We start from the raw sequence: 19,207 nt of genomic DNA on the forward strand, positions 1-19,207 counted from the left end.
AAATCTGATTTGGCTTTATTCTTGGTCTTTTCGCTTCATTATAAAGCGACCAATTAATGGTCACGCTTGAATCGACGAGAACATATTTACACACCAATCTAATCTTATAATTAGATCCGGTATTAACATCTTCTCTTGAAAAAACGTGCCGCCATATTCTTTTAGAAAATCTTAAAGTAAACCTTAAAACTTCCACAGACTATGCCGCCCACGTTTCTCTTTCTTCTCTCTTCTCTTGTCAAAGAACAAACAGTCAAAAAACCGTCAAAAAAAAACAAACAAAACCATACACGCAAAAGCGTAAAAACTAAAACCAAATAAGCTCAAACAGCCAAAAACGTATATGCTAAATTCTTAAAATAAACAAGAGCAAAAAAACTCCCACCGCAAGTAGAAACCACTCTCGTTACATCGCTATATAGAACTCTTTTCATCTAAGAGTCAATACTATTTTCAACTCAACGCAAAAATAAATATCTTTTCTGTAATTTACAATCAAAAGTTTTATTTAAAAAAATACACTTAAAAATAAAACTGATGCCAATGATCAAGTACTTTATTACTTTTCCTGGCTATAATAATTCAAAAAAACATTTTTATTTAAATTAAGGAGTGTTACACTCTTAAAAACAATCACCAAATTCTTGTAGAATCCCCCTAAGCTGTGCTAGCTTTTTACATATAATATTCAAAAAGGGTTCAATATTCTAAATAGAGTGCAATGGGGACTTATGTGGGATAATCAACATCAAAAAAATGACCCTGGGCAAGACCCCGCCCTTGAAGTTGAACGTTTTCTTCCTGCTCGTCGAAAAGTTTCTGTACGCTGGCTGACAGGAACGATTCTCACTGGAATAACCTCCTGTATTCTTATGGGAATTGCGCTCTTTACCGCTTTAGATGAACAACAACGACTCGTAACACCTCCGCAATGGTTTAAGCAAAACGCCCTACCAAAAACGCAAACGCCTAACGCAAATGGACACAAAGGTGACCGTATTTTTCCTACGCGTGCGCGACAAAGTTTTGATAGCAAACGCAAATTTGAACTGTCAATTTTGCAAAAAAAAGGCAATGAAAGAATCATTCAAACCCAAAATTTTGAATGGATTCGTATGGCGTTAGCTGAAGAACGCACAAATCACTATACTTATCCTAAATTTGATTCCTTAAGCATTTTGGATGATGATTCGAAAAACACCTCGGTTACAATGCAGGATTCTGGACGAATCTACGGAGCGAAAATAGAAACCAAAATGATTCTCCGCAATTATGATTTTGTTGTTGATCAAATAAGATTTGATGGTGCCGATGTTCTAACTTCTGATGAAATACAACAAGAATTGCAAAAAACCGAACTTTCTTTGGATAGAACCAATGAGCATCTCTCGGTTTTAACACTGATCGATCCCTTAAAGTTAGAAGAATTATCTTCTACCCCAAAATTTACAGAGGCTCCAGAGGTACGTATCATCCAAGAAAATATGACCATTTCCCCTAAAAATCATCGAATCGATCTCACAAAAAATTATGCTGAAGATATTATTCCCATTCCTAAAAAACAAAAAATCATCGATGCTCTTAAAAAAAATAATTATACAGAAGAACAAGTAGAACAGATTGCAAATATTTTAAGCATCTTTAATCATTCTGATACACTGAAAGAAAGAAGTTTTTTGCGTATTGGGATCGTTACGCAACTTGGAGAAGAAGATCATATTGTGCGAGCAAGCATCTATAAAGGGAAACATCATGTTCTCACAATTGCTCTCAATGATAAAAATCAATTCGTTGAAAGCGCTGAACCAGAAATGTCACACGCACTTAAAACCGCTTTTCAAAATGGTATTCCCCATATCAATACAGGACAATTACCAACAGCTTATGATGCCATTTATAGCGCGATACTGAGTCATAATATGTCAAACTCTCTCTCTCAGCATATCATTCGTCTACTTGCAACCAATATTGATATGAAAAGTCGGATAACTCCGACAGATCATATCGAAATATTTTATGCCCTGCCACAAGGAAACGATATAAACAAAAACAATCAAGAAGCAAAAAATGGAAAAAAAATAATCGAGAATGCAGATCCTGAGATTCGCTATATTAGCGCTACATTTGGCAATACAACTTATAAATATTACCGTTACCAATCAAAAGATGGAAGCGTGGATTACTATGATTCAGAAGGAAAAAACGCAAGACCTTTTTTAATCCGCAAACCTCTTCTACATGGTGTTTTTGGTTCTCCTTTCGGTCCGCGCAAGCATCCTATTTTAGGATATGTTCGCATGCACACAGGCGTTGATTGGGTTGCACCAAAAGGGTCACCCATCATTGCTGTTGGAGATGGAGTTGTAATAAGAATGGGTGTAACAGGCGGATATGGAAACCACACACAAATTCGACATGCTAATGGGTATATCAGCACTTATTCACACCAAAGTCGTTATGCAGAAGGTATCAAACCAGGCGTTAAAGTCCGACAAGGACAAGTGATTGGGTATGTCGGATCAACAGGGATGGCAACAGGTCCCCATGTTCATTTTGAAATCATTGTCAATGGCACAAAAGTAAATCCAATGCGTATCCGCCTGCCCGAGAGCAAATCTTTAACAAATCAAGATTTACAATCATTCTTACAAGAAAAAAATAATATTGATTCTTTGATAAACAGTCCGGCAACATTCCCAGAAGATGCTTCTTAAACCGCTTTTCACAGTATACCGCACAGGATATCTTTTCAATTTTGGCACAAGAAAATCTGTGATAACTAACCCAAACGAGAAAAATTTCATCGCTTTTTTACTGCAACACAAAGGTCTCTTTATAAAAAAGAGTTTGTATTTTATGAAAAAACAGCGACATTTGCTATATGCATCGTTAAATTGATTCAGTTTATTTAAAGCAAAAAAATATCTTCTTTTTTGAAAATTTTTTAAATTGGTTAAAAGACAATCGAACAACTGTTTACAAGAAAAAGAAAACAACCATCAATTTCAAAAATACTTTTTCTTCAATTCGTAAAGATTTAAATTTTAAAATGTCAGAAATGCTATAAAAGATCTATCAACATTGTAATTCATCACTTTGTCAAAGTCATTTTTTTCAAAGACATGTTATTTTCATACTGACTATTATGTAAAAGATGAGTTATTTTTGTTAAAAATTTTGACATGAATAGGCTCAAATATACAATGCTTTTCTCGTTATAATTTTTTTCTTCTTTGATAAAGTCGTATCTTCTTTTAATCATTCACGCTCAATTTAGGCACAGAGATCATAACTTTTGTCCCTCCCAAAGAAGAAGTTTCAAAAATTGGTTTTTCACCAAACTGCATACAAAGTTGCTCGATAACCAAGCGGCCAAGACCTGTTTTTTTCTTTGCACTCTGCGCCCGCATACCTACACCATCATCTTCCACAATTAACATCATTTTTCCATCTTCTTGTGGACCAAATGAAATATAAATGTTCCCAGAACGCTGATCAGGAAAGGCGTGTTTTAAACAATTTGTAAGCAATTCACCAAGAATAATTCCAAGCGTCGTAGCATCTCTTGAAGATAATCGATAATCTTTAAAAGAAGTATGAATCGTTATATTTTCGCGCAATTCAAAAGGCACAGCTAGCTCAACATCATGAACGACTGAACTTAAAAACTCTGCCAATGAAGTTGTTTCCATATCATCACTTAAACGTAAACGACGGTGTGCCGCGGAGATTGTCTGGATACGATCACGTGCAGCACCCAGAACAGAGCGCACTTCTTCATTTGTGCTACGATTTAATTGCAAACCAAGCAAAGAAGACACTGTACCAAGAGAATTACCGATACGATGGCTTGCATCCTGTAATAACATTTCAACACGTTGGCGCTCTTTTTCAGCGTGATTGCGCGCTCGTTCTAATTCTTGTGTACGCTCTTTAACACGCGCTTCAAGAGCAGCATTTTCACTATGAAGCAGCAATTGATATGTTTTTAAGGAACGAACATCACGATGAAAGCGATTAATAACAAAATAAGCTGAAATAAAAGTACTCACCACTGAAATAATTGCTGCCAATGTTAAAGCAGCACGCATGATAGCTATTTCCTCGCGTTGTTTTTGCCGAACAATATCATCCCCATTAATAAAACTTGTCATTAATTGTGCTAAACGTGCAACTTGAATTTTACGTATTTCAGGAGCAGCGTACGATTTTGAAGCGGAATCAGAATTTTCATCAAGAGCAAGCATATGAGCATTCATAAAAGCTTTTCGTGCTTCGACTTCCTTTTTAAAAGCTGCAAACCACTCATACCATTGTGGATGTGCATAAACAATAAGTGCAGCATACTCGAGAATATCATCAAGGTTTCGGGACGCTTTTTCAAAACGTTCTTTATCTGCAGGATTTTTGGTTTTTGCATAGCTGCGATCAGCAACAGCCATATCAATTAAACTAATGAGTACCAAGTCAGCCTGCTCACGCAATTCTGAACTTGTATTTAATCTAGCAACTTCTCTATCAACAGCATTTGAGAGCAACATAATAAAGACTGATGCCAAAAAGGCCATAACAAGAGATACAATAATCGCTGCCCAACGCCAGCGTGAAATTGCGGAAGTAGATATTTTAGGCAGCAAATTTGTCTTTGTTGTCATATAATTTCCATCAGCAAACCTGAAAATTGTCATTTTTCAGTATAAAAGAGAACTGCCTTATAGATCATGGCACAAAGTCCTGATTGATCGCCTCACATAGGCTGCACTCTTATTTTCCCAATGATATACGCCAAACTCTCTAAATTTCCCCAGAACATTATCTTTACTTTAATAGCTATAAATGGAATAAAAAAAACAAGAATACCTACCATAATTATTATGTTTATTTAGCCACTAAATGAACATAATGTGCTTCCCGCCGAATAAGCATCAGGACCATAATCAGATTCACCATTGACTTTGAGAAGTTCCTGCAAACGACTTCGTGCTCTGCTCACGCGGCTCTTAATTGTTCCAACAGCACAGCCACAAATAGCGGCAGCATCTTCATAAGAAAAGCCAGATGCTCCAATAAGAATAATGGCTTCTCTTTGATCATCGGATAATGTATTTAAGGCATTTTTAAAATCTTGCAAATCGAGTGATCCATATTGAGCAGGATGAATCGCAACATTTTTGGTAAATACACCATCACTGTCTTGAACTTCTCTTCCTTTTTTGCGTAATTGACTATAAAATTCATTTCTTAAAATGGTAAAAAGCCATGCTTTGAGATTTGTTCCTATTTCAAAACTGTCTTGTTTAGCCCATGCCTTCATAATGGTATCTTGAACCAAATCTTCAGCCTTATCGTGCTTTTTGCTTAAAGAAACAGCAAACGCCCGCAGTGAAGGTAAAATCAAAAGTAACTCCTGTTTAAAATTTTGCGCGCCTGTTTTCATGAAAAATCAAACCTTTTTTGCATTGTTTAAGCTTAACTTTTCTGCCTGATCTAATCTTTCCAAGAGCTCTAACAAACGTACAGGCAATGCTTCTTCTTGAATTTCCATGTAAAATTGACGCAACTTTCGCGCTATTTCACTATTGACCCCGAGAATATCCTCTCCAAAAGCAAAGCAATTGGTAAGATTTTTTTCATCACGGTCGTTCATTTTTTATCCCCCTAATCCATATAACAAAGGTAACAGTGAAAAGAGATTTTTCGCCCTATGGTTGTAAATATAATTTTATGTAAAAAGTTCCATACGAGAGGGGAACTTTTTTGTCTGTTGATGATTATCGCTTAACCAAGTGCTTCAAAGACTAAAGGAGTTATAAATATGTCATTATCAATGCGCATCGCACCACATCTTCCCTATCTTCGACGTTTTGCTCGGTCTGTTACAGGTAGCCAAACATCGGGTGATGCTTATGTATCTGCAATGTTAGAAGCACTTATTGCTGATATTTCCATTTTTCCAAAGGCAACCAGCGATCGCATCGGAACTTATTGGCTTTTTTGCCATCTTTTTGACCAAACAACACCTAATATTCCTGATCCGCTGCCACAATTTGGCATTGAGCAGAAGACCAGTGCAAAATTGTCATATCTCACACCACGTGCACGCCAAGCATTTTTATTAATTGCGGTTGAAGGGTTTAATGAGCAAGAAGCAAGTGAAATCATGAATCTTGATCCAAAAGAGTTCCGCAATCTTCTCAACCAAGCATCAACGGATATTTCACAACAAATTGCTACACGGATTATGATTATTGAAGATGAACCCCTCATTGCTATAGATATTGAGCAAATGGTAGAAAGTCTTGGGCATCAAGTTGTTGGGATTGCGCGCACTCGCGACGAAGCTGTAATGATGCATCATAACAAAAAGCCACGCATGATTTTAGCTGACATTCAATTGGCCGATAACAGCTCTGGTATCGATGCCGTCAATGATATTTTAAAAAATGATAATAATATACCGGTAATCTTTATCACTGCTTTTCCTGAAAGATTATTGACTGGAGAACGTCCAGAACCAACTTTTTTAGTAACAAAACCTTTTAATCCCGACATGGTAAAAGCACTTATTTCACAGGCTCTATTTTTTCAAAAAAACGCTTCCAAAGCTGCTTAGCACAAGGTAACATTTTTTATTATGATTGTTGCTTCTGCTCCCAAGCCACCAATAGAGAAATCACATCTTGGCGCTTTAATGCAAGCCATACGCGGTGCTGATATCTTTGTTTTGTATCAGACAACAAATTTGGTTTACGCATGGGCTGAAAACTTACCAAAGCATTTGCATCATAAATGGCGCGTTGGATGTCGTGATATTGATTTTTTTTCACTCGATCTTGCTGACAATATGGAAACAATCAAATTACAAGTTTTAGCTACTGGAAAAATGCAAACCATTGAAGCCCGGTTTGAGGACATGACAAAACAAGCTGTTTGGTACAAATTTTCTATTGATTGTCATCGCAATGATAGTGGAGAAATTATTGGTATTATAACAACTGGTGTTGATATTTCAGGATTACGCCGGCGTGAACAAGTCTTGAAAATATTACTCCGAGAGGTCAGTCATCGCTCTAAAAATCTTTTAGCCATCATTCAAAGTATTGCTAGCCAAACCGCACGCTATACTGAATCCTTGCAGATTTTTCTACGCAAATTTCAAGGACGTATCCATTCTCTTTCTCATTCTCAAGATCTTATTACCGATTCTGATTGGCGTGGTGCTCAATTTCGTGAATTGATTCACTCGCAGACTTCAGATTATATGGTGAAAGAAACAGAGCGCTTTTCTATTGAAGGTATAGATCCTTATCTTTTTCCAAACGCAGCTTTGCATATTGGTTTAGCTTTTCATGAATTAATCATTAACTCCCTCTCTTTTGGTGCTTTATCTCAAGAAGGAGGGCATATATGTGTGCGCTGTGAAATCAATAAAAAAGAAAATGAAAAAAAACAGCTCCTCATTACTTGGAATGAGAATTTTGGATCTGAGACTCTTGTTTCTGCTGATAAAAAAAACCGTTTTGGCAGTGCTGTTCTAGAAAAAATCGTTCCTGTTTCTGTAAATGGGTCTGCTTCTTTAAAATTAACAGAAAAAGGCATTATCTATTGCCTCTCTGTTCCTGATACTTACTTTGATACTGTTTCTTAAAAAAGCAATTCCAATCCTGAAAAATTAAAAACGAAATGCCTGAATTCCCACGGCATACTTTTAGCAGATATTTTTGCACCCAACATAACCAACGTTACTGTCATAAAACCGCACGCAAATCAATTTAACGAAAATCCTTTCTATTTGGGAACAAACAATCTTTAAAAAACGTTTAAGAGTTAAGAAAGCTCATCTTAGCCTGATAACTTGTGTTACACACACTCAGACTTTAACTTAAGAAAATGTTTTATGAATCCTTTTGTTTTTGTTCTCTTACTCGTTGCATGTACAGACGATTTTAACAGTTGTTATTCTCATAACACAATGGCCAAAATTTACCCTGCAGCCCAAACATGTGAACAAGATTTAGAACCATCCGTCAAACAATTTGCACTTTATGGCGAACAAATCTTTGCACAATGCACCTACGTGCACACAAATTTATATAAAGAACACATTAATATTACTTGGTCAGTCACAAATCGAGGCAATTTTCTGATTAAAAACCAAAACATAAATAATCTGCGCAAAAATCATGAAACAGATTCTTTTACCTCATCATATCCTTTTGTGCGTAGAATGCGTTTAGATCCCTTGCATAAAAATGATTAAAAGCATAAATCAGTAACACTCTAAAAAAAATCATGAAAGAGTGTAGCATGGCAGATAATAAGCAGATTTATATTCCAAGCAATCATTATGCCGAGAAAGATACCATAGCTCAAGATCAACCCTTAGATCCAGCAGTGGAACGTATCAGACAAAAGCTCATGCGTTTGATGGCTATCTCCATTTCAATAACGCTTGTTCTCATTCTTGCTGTATTGTTTGGTGTTATATACAAAATCATGGCACCAGCAGCGACTTCTCAGCAAAAAGACTCTGTCATTTCTCAAAACCAAAACTCCAAAGTTGCTCACCATACACTCTCTCTGCCAAAAGGATCTCAGATTTTGTCACAAAGCCTTTCAGAGCACAATATAGTACTGAAAATCTTAACACCTGAAGGACAAATACAATTTATGATTTATAATTATTATACCGGTGCACTTATTGCAATTTTTTCTGTAAAAACAACACAAGAAAAAACACTCAATCCGCCTTCTTTGTAAAGGATACATGTCTCTTAAAGAAGCATTTTTAAATGCACCTCATATAATCTCTTGTTTAAATATTTCCTTCTGCCGAAGATGTCTCTACCCGAGGTGTTGCTACTCGCCTCCGACGTGTTTTCTTTGGGGTTTCTTCAGTTAATAACGGGAGAGAAGAAACTTTTTCTGCTGATGCTTCTCCATTTTCACAAGCCCCTGACGCTACTTTTTCAAGCTCAAGAGAAGACGCTTCTTGATTGACCATAACGCGCCGACGTGATGTACGACGTGTTCTTTTAACAGGTTCACTGTTTTCTTGCACAACAAACTGCTTTTGATCACTGATCTGATCAGATACAGCATCTGTCTTCAACGCATCATCATCCACATAGCCATTTTGTGTCTTAGCTTGTTGGCTATTACCGTTTTTTTTCTGTTTTTTATGTTTATCAAAGCTGATATCGTCTTTATTTGCACTTTCACTGTTTATTTCATCACACTCTTGCTCACTACTTTCTTCACGACGTGTAGATTGAGGCATTTGCGCAACTGCTGCCAGAATGATTCGCAAATAATGCTCAGCATGCTGTAAATAATTCTCCGACATCACGCGATCACCACTTCCTTGTGCATCACGTGCAAGACTTAAATATTTGTCAGCGATTTGTTGTGCATTTCCACGAATCTTAACATCTGGACCGCTACTCTCATAATTGCGAGACAATGGATTAGGACCGCGACGATTATTGTTATTTCCATTATTATTGCGACCGCGTACCCGTCTATTTTGTTGTGGCCTCATATTCATCCCTTTTGGAGTGTGTCTTAATTGACTCTTCTTTATCGCATTATTTCCCAATAACGCAGATCATGTTTAAAATACGGTTATCAGACTATCCGTGTTTTATTTTACTAAAATGATACCTACTGATATTTGATAAAAACTTATATTTTTTGAGAATTACAAAACACCAGGGAAAACCTAAGTCTAAAATTCCCTATTTCTCTTTTAATCAGCAGAAACGTAATGATGTTCACACAAAATGCCAAGTGTTTTTTTTAAAAATAGACAAAATTTCATTCGAAAAATCACCATTTTGTGGAAAACAGTAAGAAACGAAAATACGCACACAGCACCTTAAGTAAACAAATAAGCGCACCAATAAAACTCAGTGATTCTCTACCACTTTTAAAACCACTGCTTCTAAAAAACGATAGAACCCTCCGTCCATTTGCGTACTCAGCTCATAAACGCCTCTTTCCCAAAAAAACTACCTTAACACACAACCATGCGCCTTATGCAACATAATTTTTTGCGCCAAAGCACTCCCCACTCTAAGTGACTATTTAACATCGCGTTATATAACCACTCGCTCCCTTATAGGTAAGTGAACATACTATATTATTCAAGTACTCTTACTGTCAAAAAAACATACTTTTGTTGAAATCAGTAAGCTGTACTGTAAAATTTACTTTAAATTGCCTAAAAGCAATCTACATCTAACAAAACAACCGCAGATTCTTGAAAGAGATACTCTCACATACCACAAATTTTTTTAAAATTGAAGCCTTAAAAATAAGAAAAGTAAAACCTAACCCGCTTTTTTATCGTATTTAGCTGTTAAAAATTTTCTTACAAAAACAGACACAGTATTTTCACATTCAAGCAACCTATCTTACAATAGGAAATACTCTGTTCATTTTGTAATGGTTAACCAAAGAAAACTGAAAAATTTATGTATTTTTTAGTTATTTTTTACGTCTTTTTTAATCAATCAAAACTATAACTTTAAGTTCCTATATCAGTATTGCTGTCGATTAAAAAAATAGAGGATAAAGTCTTTAGATCATTTTAAGATCGCAATTTTTATAATTTTGGAATGAGATTTTACGATAGGAACAAGAACTAAAAGTAATTACGAACCTTGTATTCTTCATTATTTTTTTCGCTCATAAAACAGTTCCTCAGAAGAAAATAACTTCCATCTCCCGGTCTCACCATTTTCACGCATCTTTCCTTCACGTGATAAGAAAAATCGTCCCACATGTCACGGATTGCAAAATAGGCTTCACTTTCTAAATTAACACAACGATAATAAACTTCTGATTTTATCTCAGACAAAACAGAAGCAGAGATTTCTTTGCAATAAATACGCAAATCAAATGTTGGAATGCTTAAATGAGCAAGCTCTTGTTGTACAACTTTTTTTTCAGGAAAAAAATAGCTCACAGATTGCATAATGGCAAAAACACACAAAAGAGAACAAAAAACAACAACACAAATACGAGAAATGATATAAGATAACTTTTTGCGATACAATTTTCTCATTGCATAGACTCTTCTTTCCATAAATATCATATCCTTTAACGTATGGGGTAAGCTCTTTTGCAACGGATCATACATAATATAAATATACCCATTTTTACCGAAGACATATTATCAATAAATCACACTGTTAAACCTCGCATAAAGAAAGTAACTTGTATATTTTAATATATTTTAAAAAAGAATTTTTTAATATCTCATACCACGCACTTTTTCACGCTTTTTTATCATTTTTGTTCATTTTATGAAAAAGTGTGGAAGGTTTATCATAAGATTTTATGAATGTAAAACTTCATACAGCAAACATAATTGATATTTTACTATCACTTTTTAAAACCTCAATAAAAGAAATTGAAATATCTTGATGTAATATGCGGGGTTTTAGAAGAAAATACTGAGAACCCGCATCTCAATTTAAAAGATGTACGATATAAAAAATACTTGTCTTTTTTGTTTTTTTTTACAATCCTCAACAACTTTGTTTTTGACAAAATTGATCTGATTTCACAATCCAGCATAATAATACGCGTTCTGTTTTTACTAAAAAAGCCTGTTGATCAATGATTGTAGTTTTTATGTATCCAGTGCAATAAAACAGCGTGTTTATTTGGTATCATCCTAAAAAAACAAAAGTAAAAAATAGAAAAGAAGAAAAAACGTCGTTATTGGTTGTTTTTTATACTTTTGAAAAATGAGGATAGAACTTAATTAAATTTTTTTTCTTAAAAGATCTGATCATCCATAAAAAAACACTCCAAACAATATTCCCTTAACAAGGCAAAGAGAAGACTTTAACGGGATAAAAAGCCACTTGTCCTATTCCCTCATCCGATAGATTGATATTCCAATACCAGCAATGGTAGCCAAAACCATAATAACAGCCAGAGCGCATTGTATAGGTCCATGTCCCGTTAAAAATCCTGTTATCCCTGAAAATGACCCAATAATTGGTGCTAAAACTTCTAATTCCAAAAAAAAATTTTGTGGTGATTCGACTTCTTGATAATTAGGAGAAATATAATTCCCTTTTGTCCACAAACTTGCTTCAGCAACTCGTCGGTATACGAGACCTTGTAAGCGTTTTCCCCCTGCTTTTGTCCATTTTTGCAGCTCCGCAGGAACAGATTCATAATCTCCTCCATTGAGTTTTTTTAAAAGCGTAGAGTTGCAAAACGCTTTTATTCCTACATTGTAGCAAAAGGAAACAAGAGCAGCAAACTGTTCGTCGGTTAAAGATTGATTAACCGTTCGCTCAACAGTTTCTTCAAATTTTTCTAAATCTTTTTGTAATAAAATTTCTGCTTGTTTTTCAGTAATTTGCATTCCTTCTTGTACAAAAGGTTTCCCTGCTTGTGCAGTATGTCCATAACCTATTGTCCATAAACCAACAGCATCTTTATAAGCTTGTAATCGAAGACCTTCCCACTTTTTAATGAGAGCAAGCCCCTCTTTTGAAATTTTTCGCATTTTTTTTAATTCCTAAAACAACCTATAATGTATCAAGGGTGTATAAAGGCAGGGTTGGAGAATAAAATAAATCAAAATAGTTGTATTTAAGCATCTTCGTTTTTTACTTTTCTATTTAATGATCTTTACTTTTTATGGCATTCTATTCTTGACTAATATTTTGAAGCATTTCTAACTGTTGTTCTAAAGCATCTAAACGCTGCAAGATCTGTGTCATGTTTGTTGTTATTTTTTTATCAAAGCTGCCGATATTTTGACGCATTTTTTCTAGCAATGCATTCAAGGGGGCATGTCCCATTTTTCCACTGGCATAAAGCACCACACGAATATTTTCAGGATCATCAATATCAGCAATCGAAAATGGCAAGAATATCATTTCATGATCTCCTATTTGTTCCACAAATACAGGGTAAATAACATTTTCTGGCTTTTATCTCATATGCACTGTTACTCTTTTTACATGCATCAAAAATGAGATAACAGTCAGCGCACGCGCAATACTTGAATTTTAAAAACTTTCTAATTTTTTTTTGCATTTAAGTAAGAGAAATGAATATTTGCATCAGCGTTACAAACACAACCAATAATAACGCCATCGATCTTTTTATGTTTTTCCGTATTGCTTACTTTTTACACTATGTGCATTTATAAAATTCTAAAACATTTACATCAGAAATATTGTATACACGTTACCTTTTTCTTCTATTTGACCAATAGTATCAAAAAAATTGTATATTTTTTCTGAAATGGGCTCTATCATCATAAGCAGAGCTATTTTTTTAAACTTTTTTCATAGTAAAAGCCATCATAAAGCCTATTATTCACCAAATGTAAAAAAGGATAAAGTTGGATTTCGAAAGGGGTCACTTTTTCCATTTTTCCAAACATGCCGCTATCATAAACCAGCGCAGACAAGTTGCATCAAAATTTTTTTGCATACAAAGCTCTATTTCATTTTCACAACCGTTGCTTTCACTCTCACCCCCATCCCTTTCTTTCAAACTTAAATTTACAATACTGATCATTCAGAGAAGAAGCTCTTACGAAACCATGCCAATCAAACGAATAAAGCTTTTTTCCCCTCCGCCACTGCTCTCACCCATCAAATTATCATTATCTGATAAAGACTTTATAGATTTCTTTATAGCGTAAAGGGCACCACCAGTTGTTCATCTTGAGTACTATTTTGACTTTTTACTCCAACTCATAGTTTCATTGACGTAAATATTTTTAAATGCCGCTTCTCAAACCATTATATATTGTGCTCACAAAACATAGCTTTTTTTGAAAAAACGAAAACGAGTAAAGAGAGTAAAAAAGAAAGAAGAGATTTTATTTTTAGGCTTTGTAATTTTTTTCATTTTGAAACCAATTTTACTATAATCGACATGCAGCAACTTTGTTTTTGGGTCTACATACACAGCCTTTGGATTCAAACGCAGTATCTCTTGAGCAATAACACCGCAATAACGCTGTGGATCTCCTTTATAATTAAACATATAAAGTGGGTAACCATTTTTTTTTCCCACTGGCACAATATTTTCTTTAGCCCGCACATCAGATAATCCGAAGATTCCGCCTACCAATCCAAGCAATCGTTGTACATCATTTAACGGATCACTTACTGTTGATGGATTTGTTATTTTCTGTCCTGATACTGTTCCGTAGTTTCCTGCAGCTTGCGTTCCGGTTTGTAATAACCGTTCTAGTTGATTCCATTCCTTATTATCTTCTTCCGTCCACTTTTGGTGCTGAGCATCTAAAGCCTTTTGACTTACAGTATCTTGAGCCATCCCGCCTTTCAAAGCATTGCTTTGCGCATTACTTTGCCCTTGAAAGAAAGCGTTTGCAGCATTAACCTGATCACGCAAAGAATTATCGATCATCTGATTTGCATTCATCATATTTTTCACATCTTGGTTATATTGCTGCGCGGTAGCATTTGTTGCTAATGCTCCGAGTTCATCAGCAAGCACCCCAGTATGCGCACCAGAGCCATAACGTCCAGCTCCTGCCATAGCTTGATTAACCGCATCAGAAGTTTTATTGAGAGCATTTTGCAGAGCTATATCAAATTTATTATTGCCCCCAATCAAATTTCCTTGTGCCATATTAGCAAGGTTTGTTGCACTTTGTGTTGGAGTATTGATTGCTCTCATCAATACGGGATTATTATATTGATTAGCAGCGTTTTGTAATCCTGCGATTGCATTTTGTGTTGTATCACTTAAACCAGCTATGCGATCACCTTGGTAGACATTGCCGCCAACCCCTTGATTAAAAAGAGAAAGTGCCTGATCACTGGCTGTTTTAAAAATATCTTCTGCCCAAGTAGGTGGAGCACTTGTTTGTGTTGTTGTTTGAATTTGTGGTGTTACTTTCTTTCTCATGGAATTAGCACCTTTCTATAATGAATTAGATTACGAGAATATCCATGATGAGCGAGCATTTTAGCCCATCCAGGTCTCCCAAGTGTTAGCATTTCATCAGCATTTATTTTACGAGCCCATTCTTCAATTTTTCCAATCAATGTAACTAATTTTATGCCTCCCTCTCCAGCCAAATCCAAAATAACAACACGTTTTTTTTCTGTGTGCGTCATTTCAATTTTTGTGATCACGAAAGCGCTAAATTTTGTGTTATTTTTTAAAACAATCCATAATTGTGTTTGTCCCATAGCGATTTCTTGAGCCATAATTGGTAAACACACATCATCTGGAAATCGTTTTGCGTATTTTGTCATAGCAGCATTAATGTCATTTTTATATTGTGCTATTTTTTCCCATGGCCATTGATTGGTAAGATGAACAGAATAAAGGTTTTTATTAGCTTGTTGCTGTATCATAATTTTATTTTTCAGCCCTTTGCAATTAGCCACATCATCAATTACAAGGTATGATCTCAATTCTGTTTTTGATAAGCGCTGTAGATCGGTGCATCCCTCTTTTAAACTTGAAAAACATGGATCAGCACATCGTTCAAGTTAAGGAATATGCTCAATGCACCGTTTTTTGTTTGAAGAACCTGCTCAACGCATGCCAGCAGGTTTCAACTCTACATCGAACCCCGTAATATGAGACCAATTAACCCCTTCAGGGATTCGTAATTTAAAGCGATAAAATCGTGCTCTTACGCGATAATGAATTTTACCAGTGTTATAAGATGGCTGCTTTTCTGGAAGCCAAACGGTTTTTTCTTCGAGAGATTGGCGCAAACGTATTCCAACAGATAGATAAAATTCTCCACTATTGATCCGAGGAAAAATATTTTTTATCCTTGTCATCATGCCACTTGTCTGTCCCATTTCTTGTGATGTCACAATACAAGCCATGGGTTTACCCGAAAAGGAACCAAGTCTGCCTTGGTTATCAAAGGCACCAAGAACAGGAGCCTCATTTTTCCAAGCTTTACTATCGAGAGAAAAAGAAAGATTTTCAATGTTGTTTGAAATCTGATCGAGCCCTTCTAGCGTGCTTCCTGATAAGAAAATAGGCAAAATCATTTTAATGTGCAAAATAGCTTTTGTCCATTTTTGCAAACCCCAATCATAAATGAATAAGATGCGTTCTTCTTCCTGATCATCTCTCTTAACCATCCAATAGACGCGATTATAAACTCCATCGATAGCGGCAAATAAAGTAGACAGATTACTGTTATTAACTTTTGTTGTGATAGTTCGATCTACTTTTTCAAACCCAATAGGTATAATTTCTCCCTCATTGGTTATCTGGTAAAATCCACCATCATCAGCGAAGAAAGAAAAATTTCCTCTACAAACGATAGATTCTGGATTTTTGACACCACGTTTATCATGTATTTTTTGAAAACTGAAAATCATCTTGGATCCAGGGATAAAAGATCCCGCATAGATTGCTGAGCGCATAAAAATGATTGGATTAGTTGTTTCAGTTGATCCCTGGACAAATCCTCCGTCGAGAAAATCTTGATAATCGCAGCTTTTTTGTCCAACAGTCCAGAATTCGGCATCATTTAAGCCTGACCAATGCACACGCCTTGGATGCTCTGTCAATTTCATCAAACAGACAAAATCGCCCCATACCCGTACAATTCCAGCTCGAGGTGGATTTCCGCCTAAATTTCTAAATCTACTATCATTATTAACAAGATTAATAACTTGTGGCTTATCATTAGCGTTCACAGCAATAACATAATCACCAAACAAAGCAAAAGACCAAGGCGCATCAACATTCGCAAGATATGGATCCCCCTCTCGGCTAATATCTTGCCACTGCATTGTTGTATTGTTGAGCATATAGATTTTTTTGTTTGCTCCCACTATAATTGATACACCAAACTTTGTTTTCACAGCAATAGCGCTTAAAATATTGTCAGAACAAGGCGGTGCAAATGGCATAAAGCTTGGCATAGGAATATAAGATCCATCAGCTGGCAATACATTAATAAGCTCATCAGTAAAAACACCATTAATGTCGGCCACATCTGGGCGATAATCTGCGATTGGAAAAAAAGCCATTTAAAACCTCATTGGAATAATTTTTGAAGCGTTTTTTCGGCTTGATGTTTCGATATGCAAAATTTTGAGCTGTTCTTGGAAATCATTAAAAGAAAAAGCAGCATATTCAGGATCTTTGAGGATATTTTTATACAGCTCGTATTTTGCGCGCGCTTTAATAAGATCAAATGCATAGAGCATCCAAGGATCATCTTCAAGCATGCACTTTTCTTCACCGAACCTTACAGGAGCATAAAACAATTGCACCGTATTATTCATTTTTGGTGCTGGGAAGAGACCTATTTTTTGATCTACGCAGGTGTAAAAAAGAGGTATTCCTAGCGGTGGATTTGCCCCATATTTTTTTTTCAGAATCTTTGGAGTTTCATAAAATAACTGTCTTTGAGTTGCGGGGTTTGTTCCCCAAAACATGGACATGATATTTTTTTCTGTATCAATAAAGAGTCCTACTTCTTGCCCATACCATGTTTTTCCACTTTGCGTTTTAAAAGTTGTTGCCATCTTGTCAGTGAAAAAAAAATTTTCCCGTTTACACAAACGTAAAGCGGTAAGAATTGAATCTTGAATTTGAATGTAATATTCACCCGTTGTATCATCAATTTCATCTTGAATGAGCGCAATCATACAAGCAAAAATTTGGGACTTATCTGGTTGTGTAACATCGATAGATGAAGCAGTCATGAAGCATCATAATCCTTGATTTAAGTATAAGATATTTTGAATATGTCCTTTTCTCCCCCAACAGGAGTATTTATTGGAGGAAAAATTCAAAATTGATCGCACAGTCTCTAATGAGTTTCTGTCTCTACATAAGTAGGGAGTACGAGTGCTCCGAAATCTTGCTGACTCACGTTATACATACTTTCTGAATATTGCATATTCTGTGGAAGTATATGGAAGCGCGTCTTTTTCATTCCGACAATGGATCTTATTGCCATCCCGAACGCATCATCATAGTCTAAAGACTCTTTTACAAGCTGATAATAGCCCATTCCTTTACCTTTGCCGATAGCAAGAATAGCACTTTGTGCTCCAAGTAAAACAGCACGACGCACATTTTGTAAGGTAGTGTTATAAGCGCTATTTTCTTGGCCAATCTGGACTCCTGGAGTCACATAGTCAGTTTCGTGCAAAATAACCCCATTATATACACCAAGAGCCCTATCAAAGAGAGGACTTTTCATGCGATCTCCCTTATGGATTTCATTCGTAATTTCGAGCCATTGTTTTTTTTCTGTATTCTTGCGCAATTGATCTACCTGTTGTGGATGCAGATAAAGCACATAAAATTCTTCCCCTCCTGCATATACCGGTTTCATTTTTGGCTTTTCACGCTTAACGCGTTCAATAGCTTGATCAATAAGGTCAAGACTAAAGATATCCTTTTCATACAAATCTTCATCTGCTGTTTTTCCATTGGGTCGTATAATACGTTTATCTGTCGGTTGTGTTGGCGTGTTAAATCCGTAATGCATTGGAAAAATCTGTAGCTGTTTTTCATCGTAAGATATGTGGCTTGCTGTATACCCACAAACTTGCATGAAAAACATTCGCGTCAAACGGACAGCATACCAATTAATCAAAGCACGTTTAGCTTCTGTATGCAAATTGCGCATCATATTTTGATTGATCGTTTCTTCCTTATAGAAATGCACAGCATGAGACAATTTATTTATATTTATGCTATCGTTTAGAAAATATAGCTCTTCTTCCGAACTGCCAAGCTGCATAAATTCACTGACACCATTATGCGTTAAATCCGAGCGCATATTAACAATAACTGTATCATTGCTTCCTTTATTGATTGCCTCTTTTAATTGTATGATATTATTATCACTTTTTCCAATTAATGCAGCAATAGGAGTTATCTTTGCAATTTCTTTATTAAAAAATTGAAAGTAAGTCTCTAATGCTGTTTTTCTATTTTGTTTGATATGGTTTTTTGTCATTTGAACTCTTTAATATTACCATTGATACAAAATAATCGGCATAATGCCGATTATTATTGGTGCACATTTTTGCTTTTGCGTATGGTGGATGTTATTTCCTATTTGTGGATCTTCATTGAGAAGTTTTTCTCACGCATCATCTTTTTAAAGGCGCTTTCTAGACATTTTCCTTGACAAATATTGTCATCCATTAAATTATTAAAGACAGTTTGAATCTTGGAATTATTGAGT

Annotated in this window: 17 protein-coding genes; 5 read left to right on the forward strand and 12 right to left on the reverse strand. The window is 35.6% G+C overall.

What is annotated here, in order from left to right; all coding sequences use genetic code 11:
* Positions 1-731: 731 nt before the first annotated feature.
* Complete coding sequence (locus V4P55_RS04595; protein ID WP_455473932.1) at positions 732-2,714, forward strand: M23 family metallopeptidase; 1,983 nt, start codon at positions 732-734, stop codon at positions 2,712-2,714.
* Between the two features lie 540 nt (positions 2,715-3,254).
* Here V4P55_RS04595 and V4P55_RS04600 read toward each other — a convergent pair.
* From V4P55_RS04600 to V4P55_RS04610, 3 genes are all read right to left on the reverse strand, one after another.
* Positions 3,255-4,655: a sensor histidine kinase gene (locus V4P55_RS04600; protein WP_455473933.1), complete on the reverse strand. Its 1,401-nt coding sequence runs from the start codon at positions 4,653-4,655 to the stop codon at positions 3,255-3,257.
* Positions 4,656-4,882: 227 nt separating this feature from the next.
* Entirely contained in the window at positions 4,883-5,437 is a 555-nt protein-coding gene (locus V4P55_RS04605) for an RNA polymerase sigma factor (protein ID WP_455473934.1), read from the reverse strand.
* A 6-nt stretch (positions 5,438-5,443) separates the two neighbouring features.
* Positions 5,444-5,647: a NepR family anti-sigma factor gene (locus tag V4P55_RS04610; RefSeq protein ID WP_455473935.1), complete on the reverse strand. Its 204-nt coding sequence runs from the start codon at positions 5,645-5,647 to the stop codon at positions 5,444-5,446.
* A gap of 168 nt (positions 5,648-5,815) precedes the next feature.
* Here V4P55_RS04610 and V4P55_RS04615 point away from each other — a divergent pair, with 168 nt between their 5' ends.
* The 4 genes from V4P55_RS04615 to V4P55_RS04630 all read left to right on the forward strand — a co-directional run bounded on the left by V4P55_RS04615 (position 5,816) and on the right by V4P55_RS04630 (position 8,760).
* A complete protein-coding gene (locus tag V4P55_RS04615) occupies positions 5,816-6,613 on the forward strand; it encodes a response regulator (protein WP_455473936.1) in 798 nt (265 codons plus the stop codon).
* Positions 6,614-6,634: 21 nt separating this feature from the next.
* Positions 6,635-7,648 (forward strand): sensor histidine kinase, encoded by a 1,014-nt coding sequence (locus V4P55_RS04620; protein WP_455473937.1) that lies wholly within the window; start codon positions 6,635-6,637, stop codon positions 7,646-7,648.
* 249 nt (positions 7,649-7,897) lie between these two features.
* Positions 7,898-8,260, forward strand: a complete 363-nt coding sequence (locus tag V4P55_RS04625) for a hypothetical protein (protein WP_455473938.1) — start codon at positions 7,898-7,900, stop codon at positions 8,258-8,260.
* A 47-nt stretch (positions 8,261-8,307) separates the two neighbouring features.
* Positions 8,308-8,760 (forward strand): hypothetical protein, encoded by a 453-nt coding sequence (locus V4P55_RS04630; RefSeq protein ID WP_455473939.1) that lies wholly within the window; start codon positions 8,308-8,310, stop codon positions 8,758-8,760.
* A gap of 55 nt (positions 8,761-8,815) precedes the next feature.
* Here the strand turns inward: V4P55_RS04630 and V4P55_RS04635 are convergent, their stop codons facing one another.
* The 9 genes from V4P55_RS04635 to V4P55_RS04675 form a co-directional block, all read right to left on the reverse strand.
* Entirely contained in the window at positions 8,816-9,541 is a 726-nt protein-coding gene (locus tag V4P55_RS04635; RefSeq protein ID WP_455473940.1) for a DUF4167 domain-containing protein, read from the reverse strand.
* Positions 9,542-10,645: 1,104 nt separating this feature from the next.
* Complete coding sequence (locus V4P55_RS04640) at positions 10,646-11,089, reverse strand: hypothetical protein (RefSeq protein ID WP_455473941.1); 444 nt, start codon at positions 11,087-11,089, stop codon at positions 10,646-10,648.
* Between the two features lie 792 nt (positions 11,090-11,881).
* Positions 11,882-12,532, reverse strand: coding sequence for a lysozyme (locus tag V4P55_RS04645; protein ID WP_455473942.1), 651 nt, complete (start codon positions 12,530-12,532; stop codon positions 11,882-11,884).
* 142 nt (positions 12,533-12,674) lie between these two features.
* Entirely contained in the window at positions 12,675-12,908 is a 234-nt protein-coding gene (locus tag V4P55_RS04650) for a hypothetical protein (RefSeq protein WP_455473943.1), read from the reverse strand.
* Between the two features lie 889 nt (positions 12,909-13,797).
* Entirely contained in the window at positions 13,798-14,922 is a 1,125-nt protein-coding gene (locus V4P55_RS04655; protein ID WP_455473944.1) for a tail fiber domain-containing protein, read from the reverse strand.
* On the reverse strand, positions 14,919-15,377 hold the full coding sequence (locus V4P55_RS04660; protein WP_455473945.1) for a hypothetical protein: 459 nt from the start codon (positions 15,375-15,377) through the stop codon (positions 14,919-14,921). Before V4P55_RS04660 ends, V4P55_RS04655 begins: the two co-directional genes overlap by 4 nt.
* Positions 15,378-15,560: 183 nt before the next feature.
* Complete coding sequence (locus V4P55_RS04665; RefSeq protein ID WP_455473946.1) at positions 15,561-17,027, reverse strand: hypothetical protein; 1,467 nt, start codon at positions 17,025-17,027, stop codon at positions 15,561-15,563.
* Positions 17,028-17,708 (reverse strand): hypothetical protein, encoded by a 681-nt coding sequence (locus V4P55_RS04670; RefSeq protein WP_455473947.1) that lies wholly within the window; start codon positions 17,706-17,708, stop codon positions 17,028-17,030.
* A gap of 107 nt (positions 17,709-17,815) precedes the next feature.
* Positions 17,816-18,976, reverse strand: a complete 1,161-nt coding sequence (locus V4P55_RS04675) for a phage capsid family protein (RefSeq protein ID WP_455473948.1) — start codon at positions 18,974-18,976, stop codon at positions 17,816-17,818.
* Positions 18,977-19,207: the final 231 nt, after the last annotated feature.

The organism is Bartonella sp. B30(2025) (assembly GCF_053793825.1).

Bases quoted from the DNA above. Each gene is read 5' to 3' on its own strand.
- V4P55_RS04655 (WP_455473944.1), bottom strand. From the start codon at position 14,922: ATGAGAAAGAAAGTAACACCACAAATTCAAACAACAACACAAACAAGT.
- V4P55_RS04640 (WP_455473941.1), bottom strand. From the start codon at position 11,089: ATGGAAAGAAGAGTCTATGCAATGAGAAAATTGTATCGCAAAAAGTTA.
- V4P55_RS04665 (WP_455473946.1), bottom strand. From the start codon at position 17,027: ATGGCTTTTTTTCCAATCGCAGATTATCGCCCAGATGTGGCCGACATT.
- V4P55_RS04630 (WP_455473939.1), top strand. From the start codon at position 8,308: ATGGCAGATAATAAGCAGATTTATATTCCAAGCAATCATTATGCCGAG.
- V4P55_RS04625 (WP_455473938.1), top strand. From the start codon at position 7,898: ATGAATCCTTTTGTTTTTGTTCTCTTACTCGTTGCATGTACAGACGAT.
- V4P55_RS04675 (WP_455473948.1), bottom strand. From the start codon at position 18,976: ATGACAAAAAACCATATCAAACAAAATAGAAAAACAGCATTAGAGACT.
- V4P55_RS04635 (WP_455473940.1), bottom strand. From the start codon at position 9,541: ATGAGGCCACAACAAAATAGACGGGTACGCGGTCGCAATAATAATGGA.
- V4P55_RS04615 (WP_455473936.1), top strand. From the start codon at position 5,816: ATGTCATTATCAATGCGCATCGCACCACATCTTCCCTATCTTCGACGT.
- V4P55_RS04660 (WP_455473945.1), bottom strand. From the start codon at position 15,377: ATGATACAGCAACAAGCTAATAAAAACCTTTATTCTGTTCATCTTACC.
- V4P55_RS04610 (WP_455473935.1), bottom strand. From the start codon at position 5,647: ATGAACGACCGTGATGAAAAAAATCTTACCAATTGCTTTGCTTTTGGA.
- V4P55_RS04595 (WP_455473932.1), top strand. From the start codon at position 732: ATGTGGGATAATCAACATCAAAAAAATGACCCTGGGCAAGACCCCGCC.
- V4P55_RS04670 (WP_455473947.1), bottom strand. From the start codon at position 17,708: ATGACTGCTTCATCTATCGATGTTACACAACCAGATAAGTCCCAAATT.
- V4P55_RS04650 (WP_455473943.1), bottom strand. From the start codon at position 12,908: ATGATATTCTTGCCATTTTCGATTGCTGATATTGATGATCCTGAAAAT.
- V4P55_RS04620 (WP_455473937.1), top strand. From the start codon at position 6,635: ATGATTGTTGCTTCTGCTCCCAAGCCACCAATAGAGAAATCACATCTT.
- V4P55_RS04645 (WP_455473942.1), bottom strand. From the start codon at position 12,532: ATGCGAAAAATTTCAAAAGAGGGGCTTGCTCTCATTAAAAAGTGGGAA.
- V4P55_RS04600 (WP_455473933.1), bottom strand. From the start codon at position 4,655: ATGACAACAAAGACAAATTTGCTGCCTAAAATATCTACTTCCGCAATT.
- V4P55_RS04605 (WP_455473934.1), bottom strand. From the start codon at position 5,437: ATGAAAACAGGCGCGCAAAATTTTAAACAGGAGTTACTTTTGATTTTA.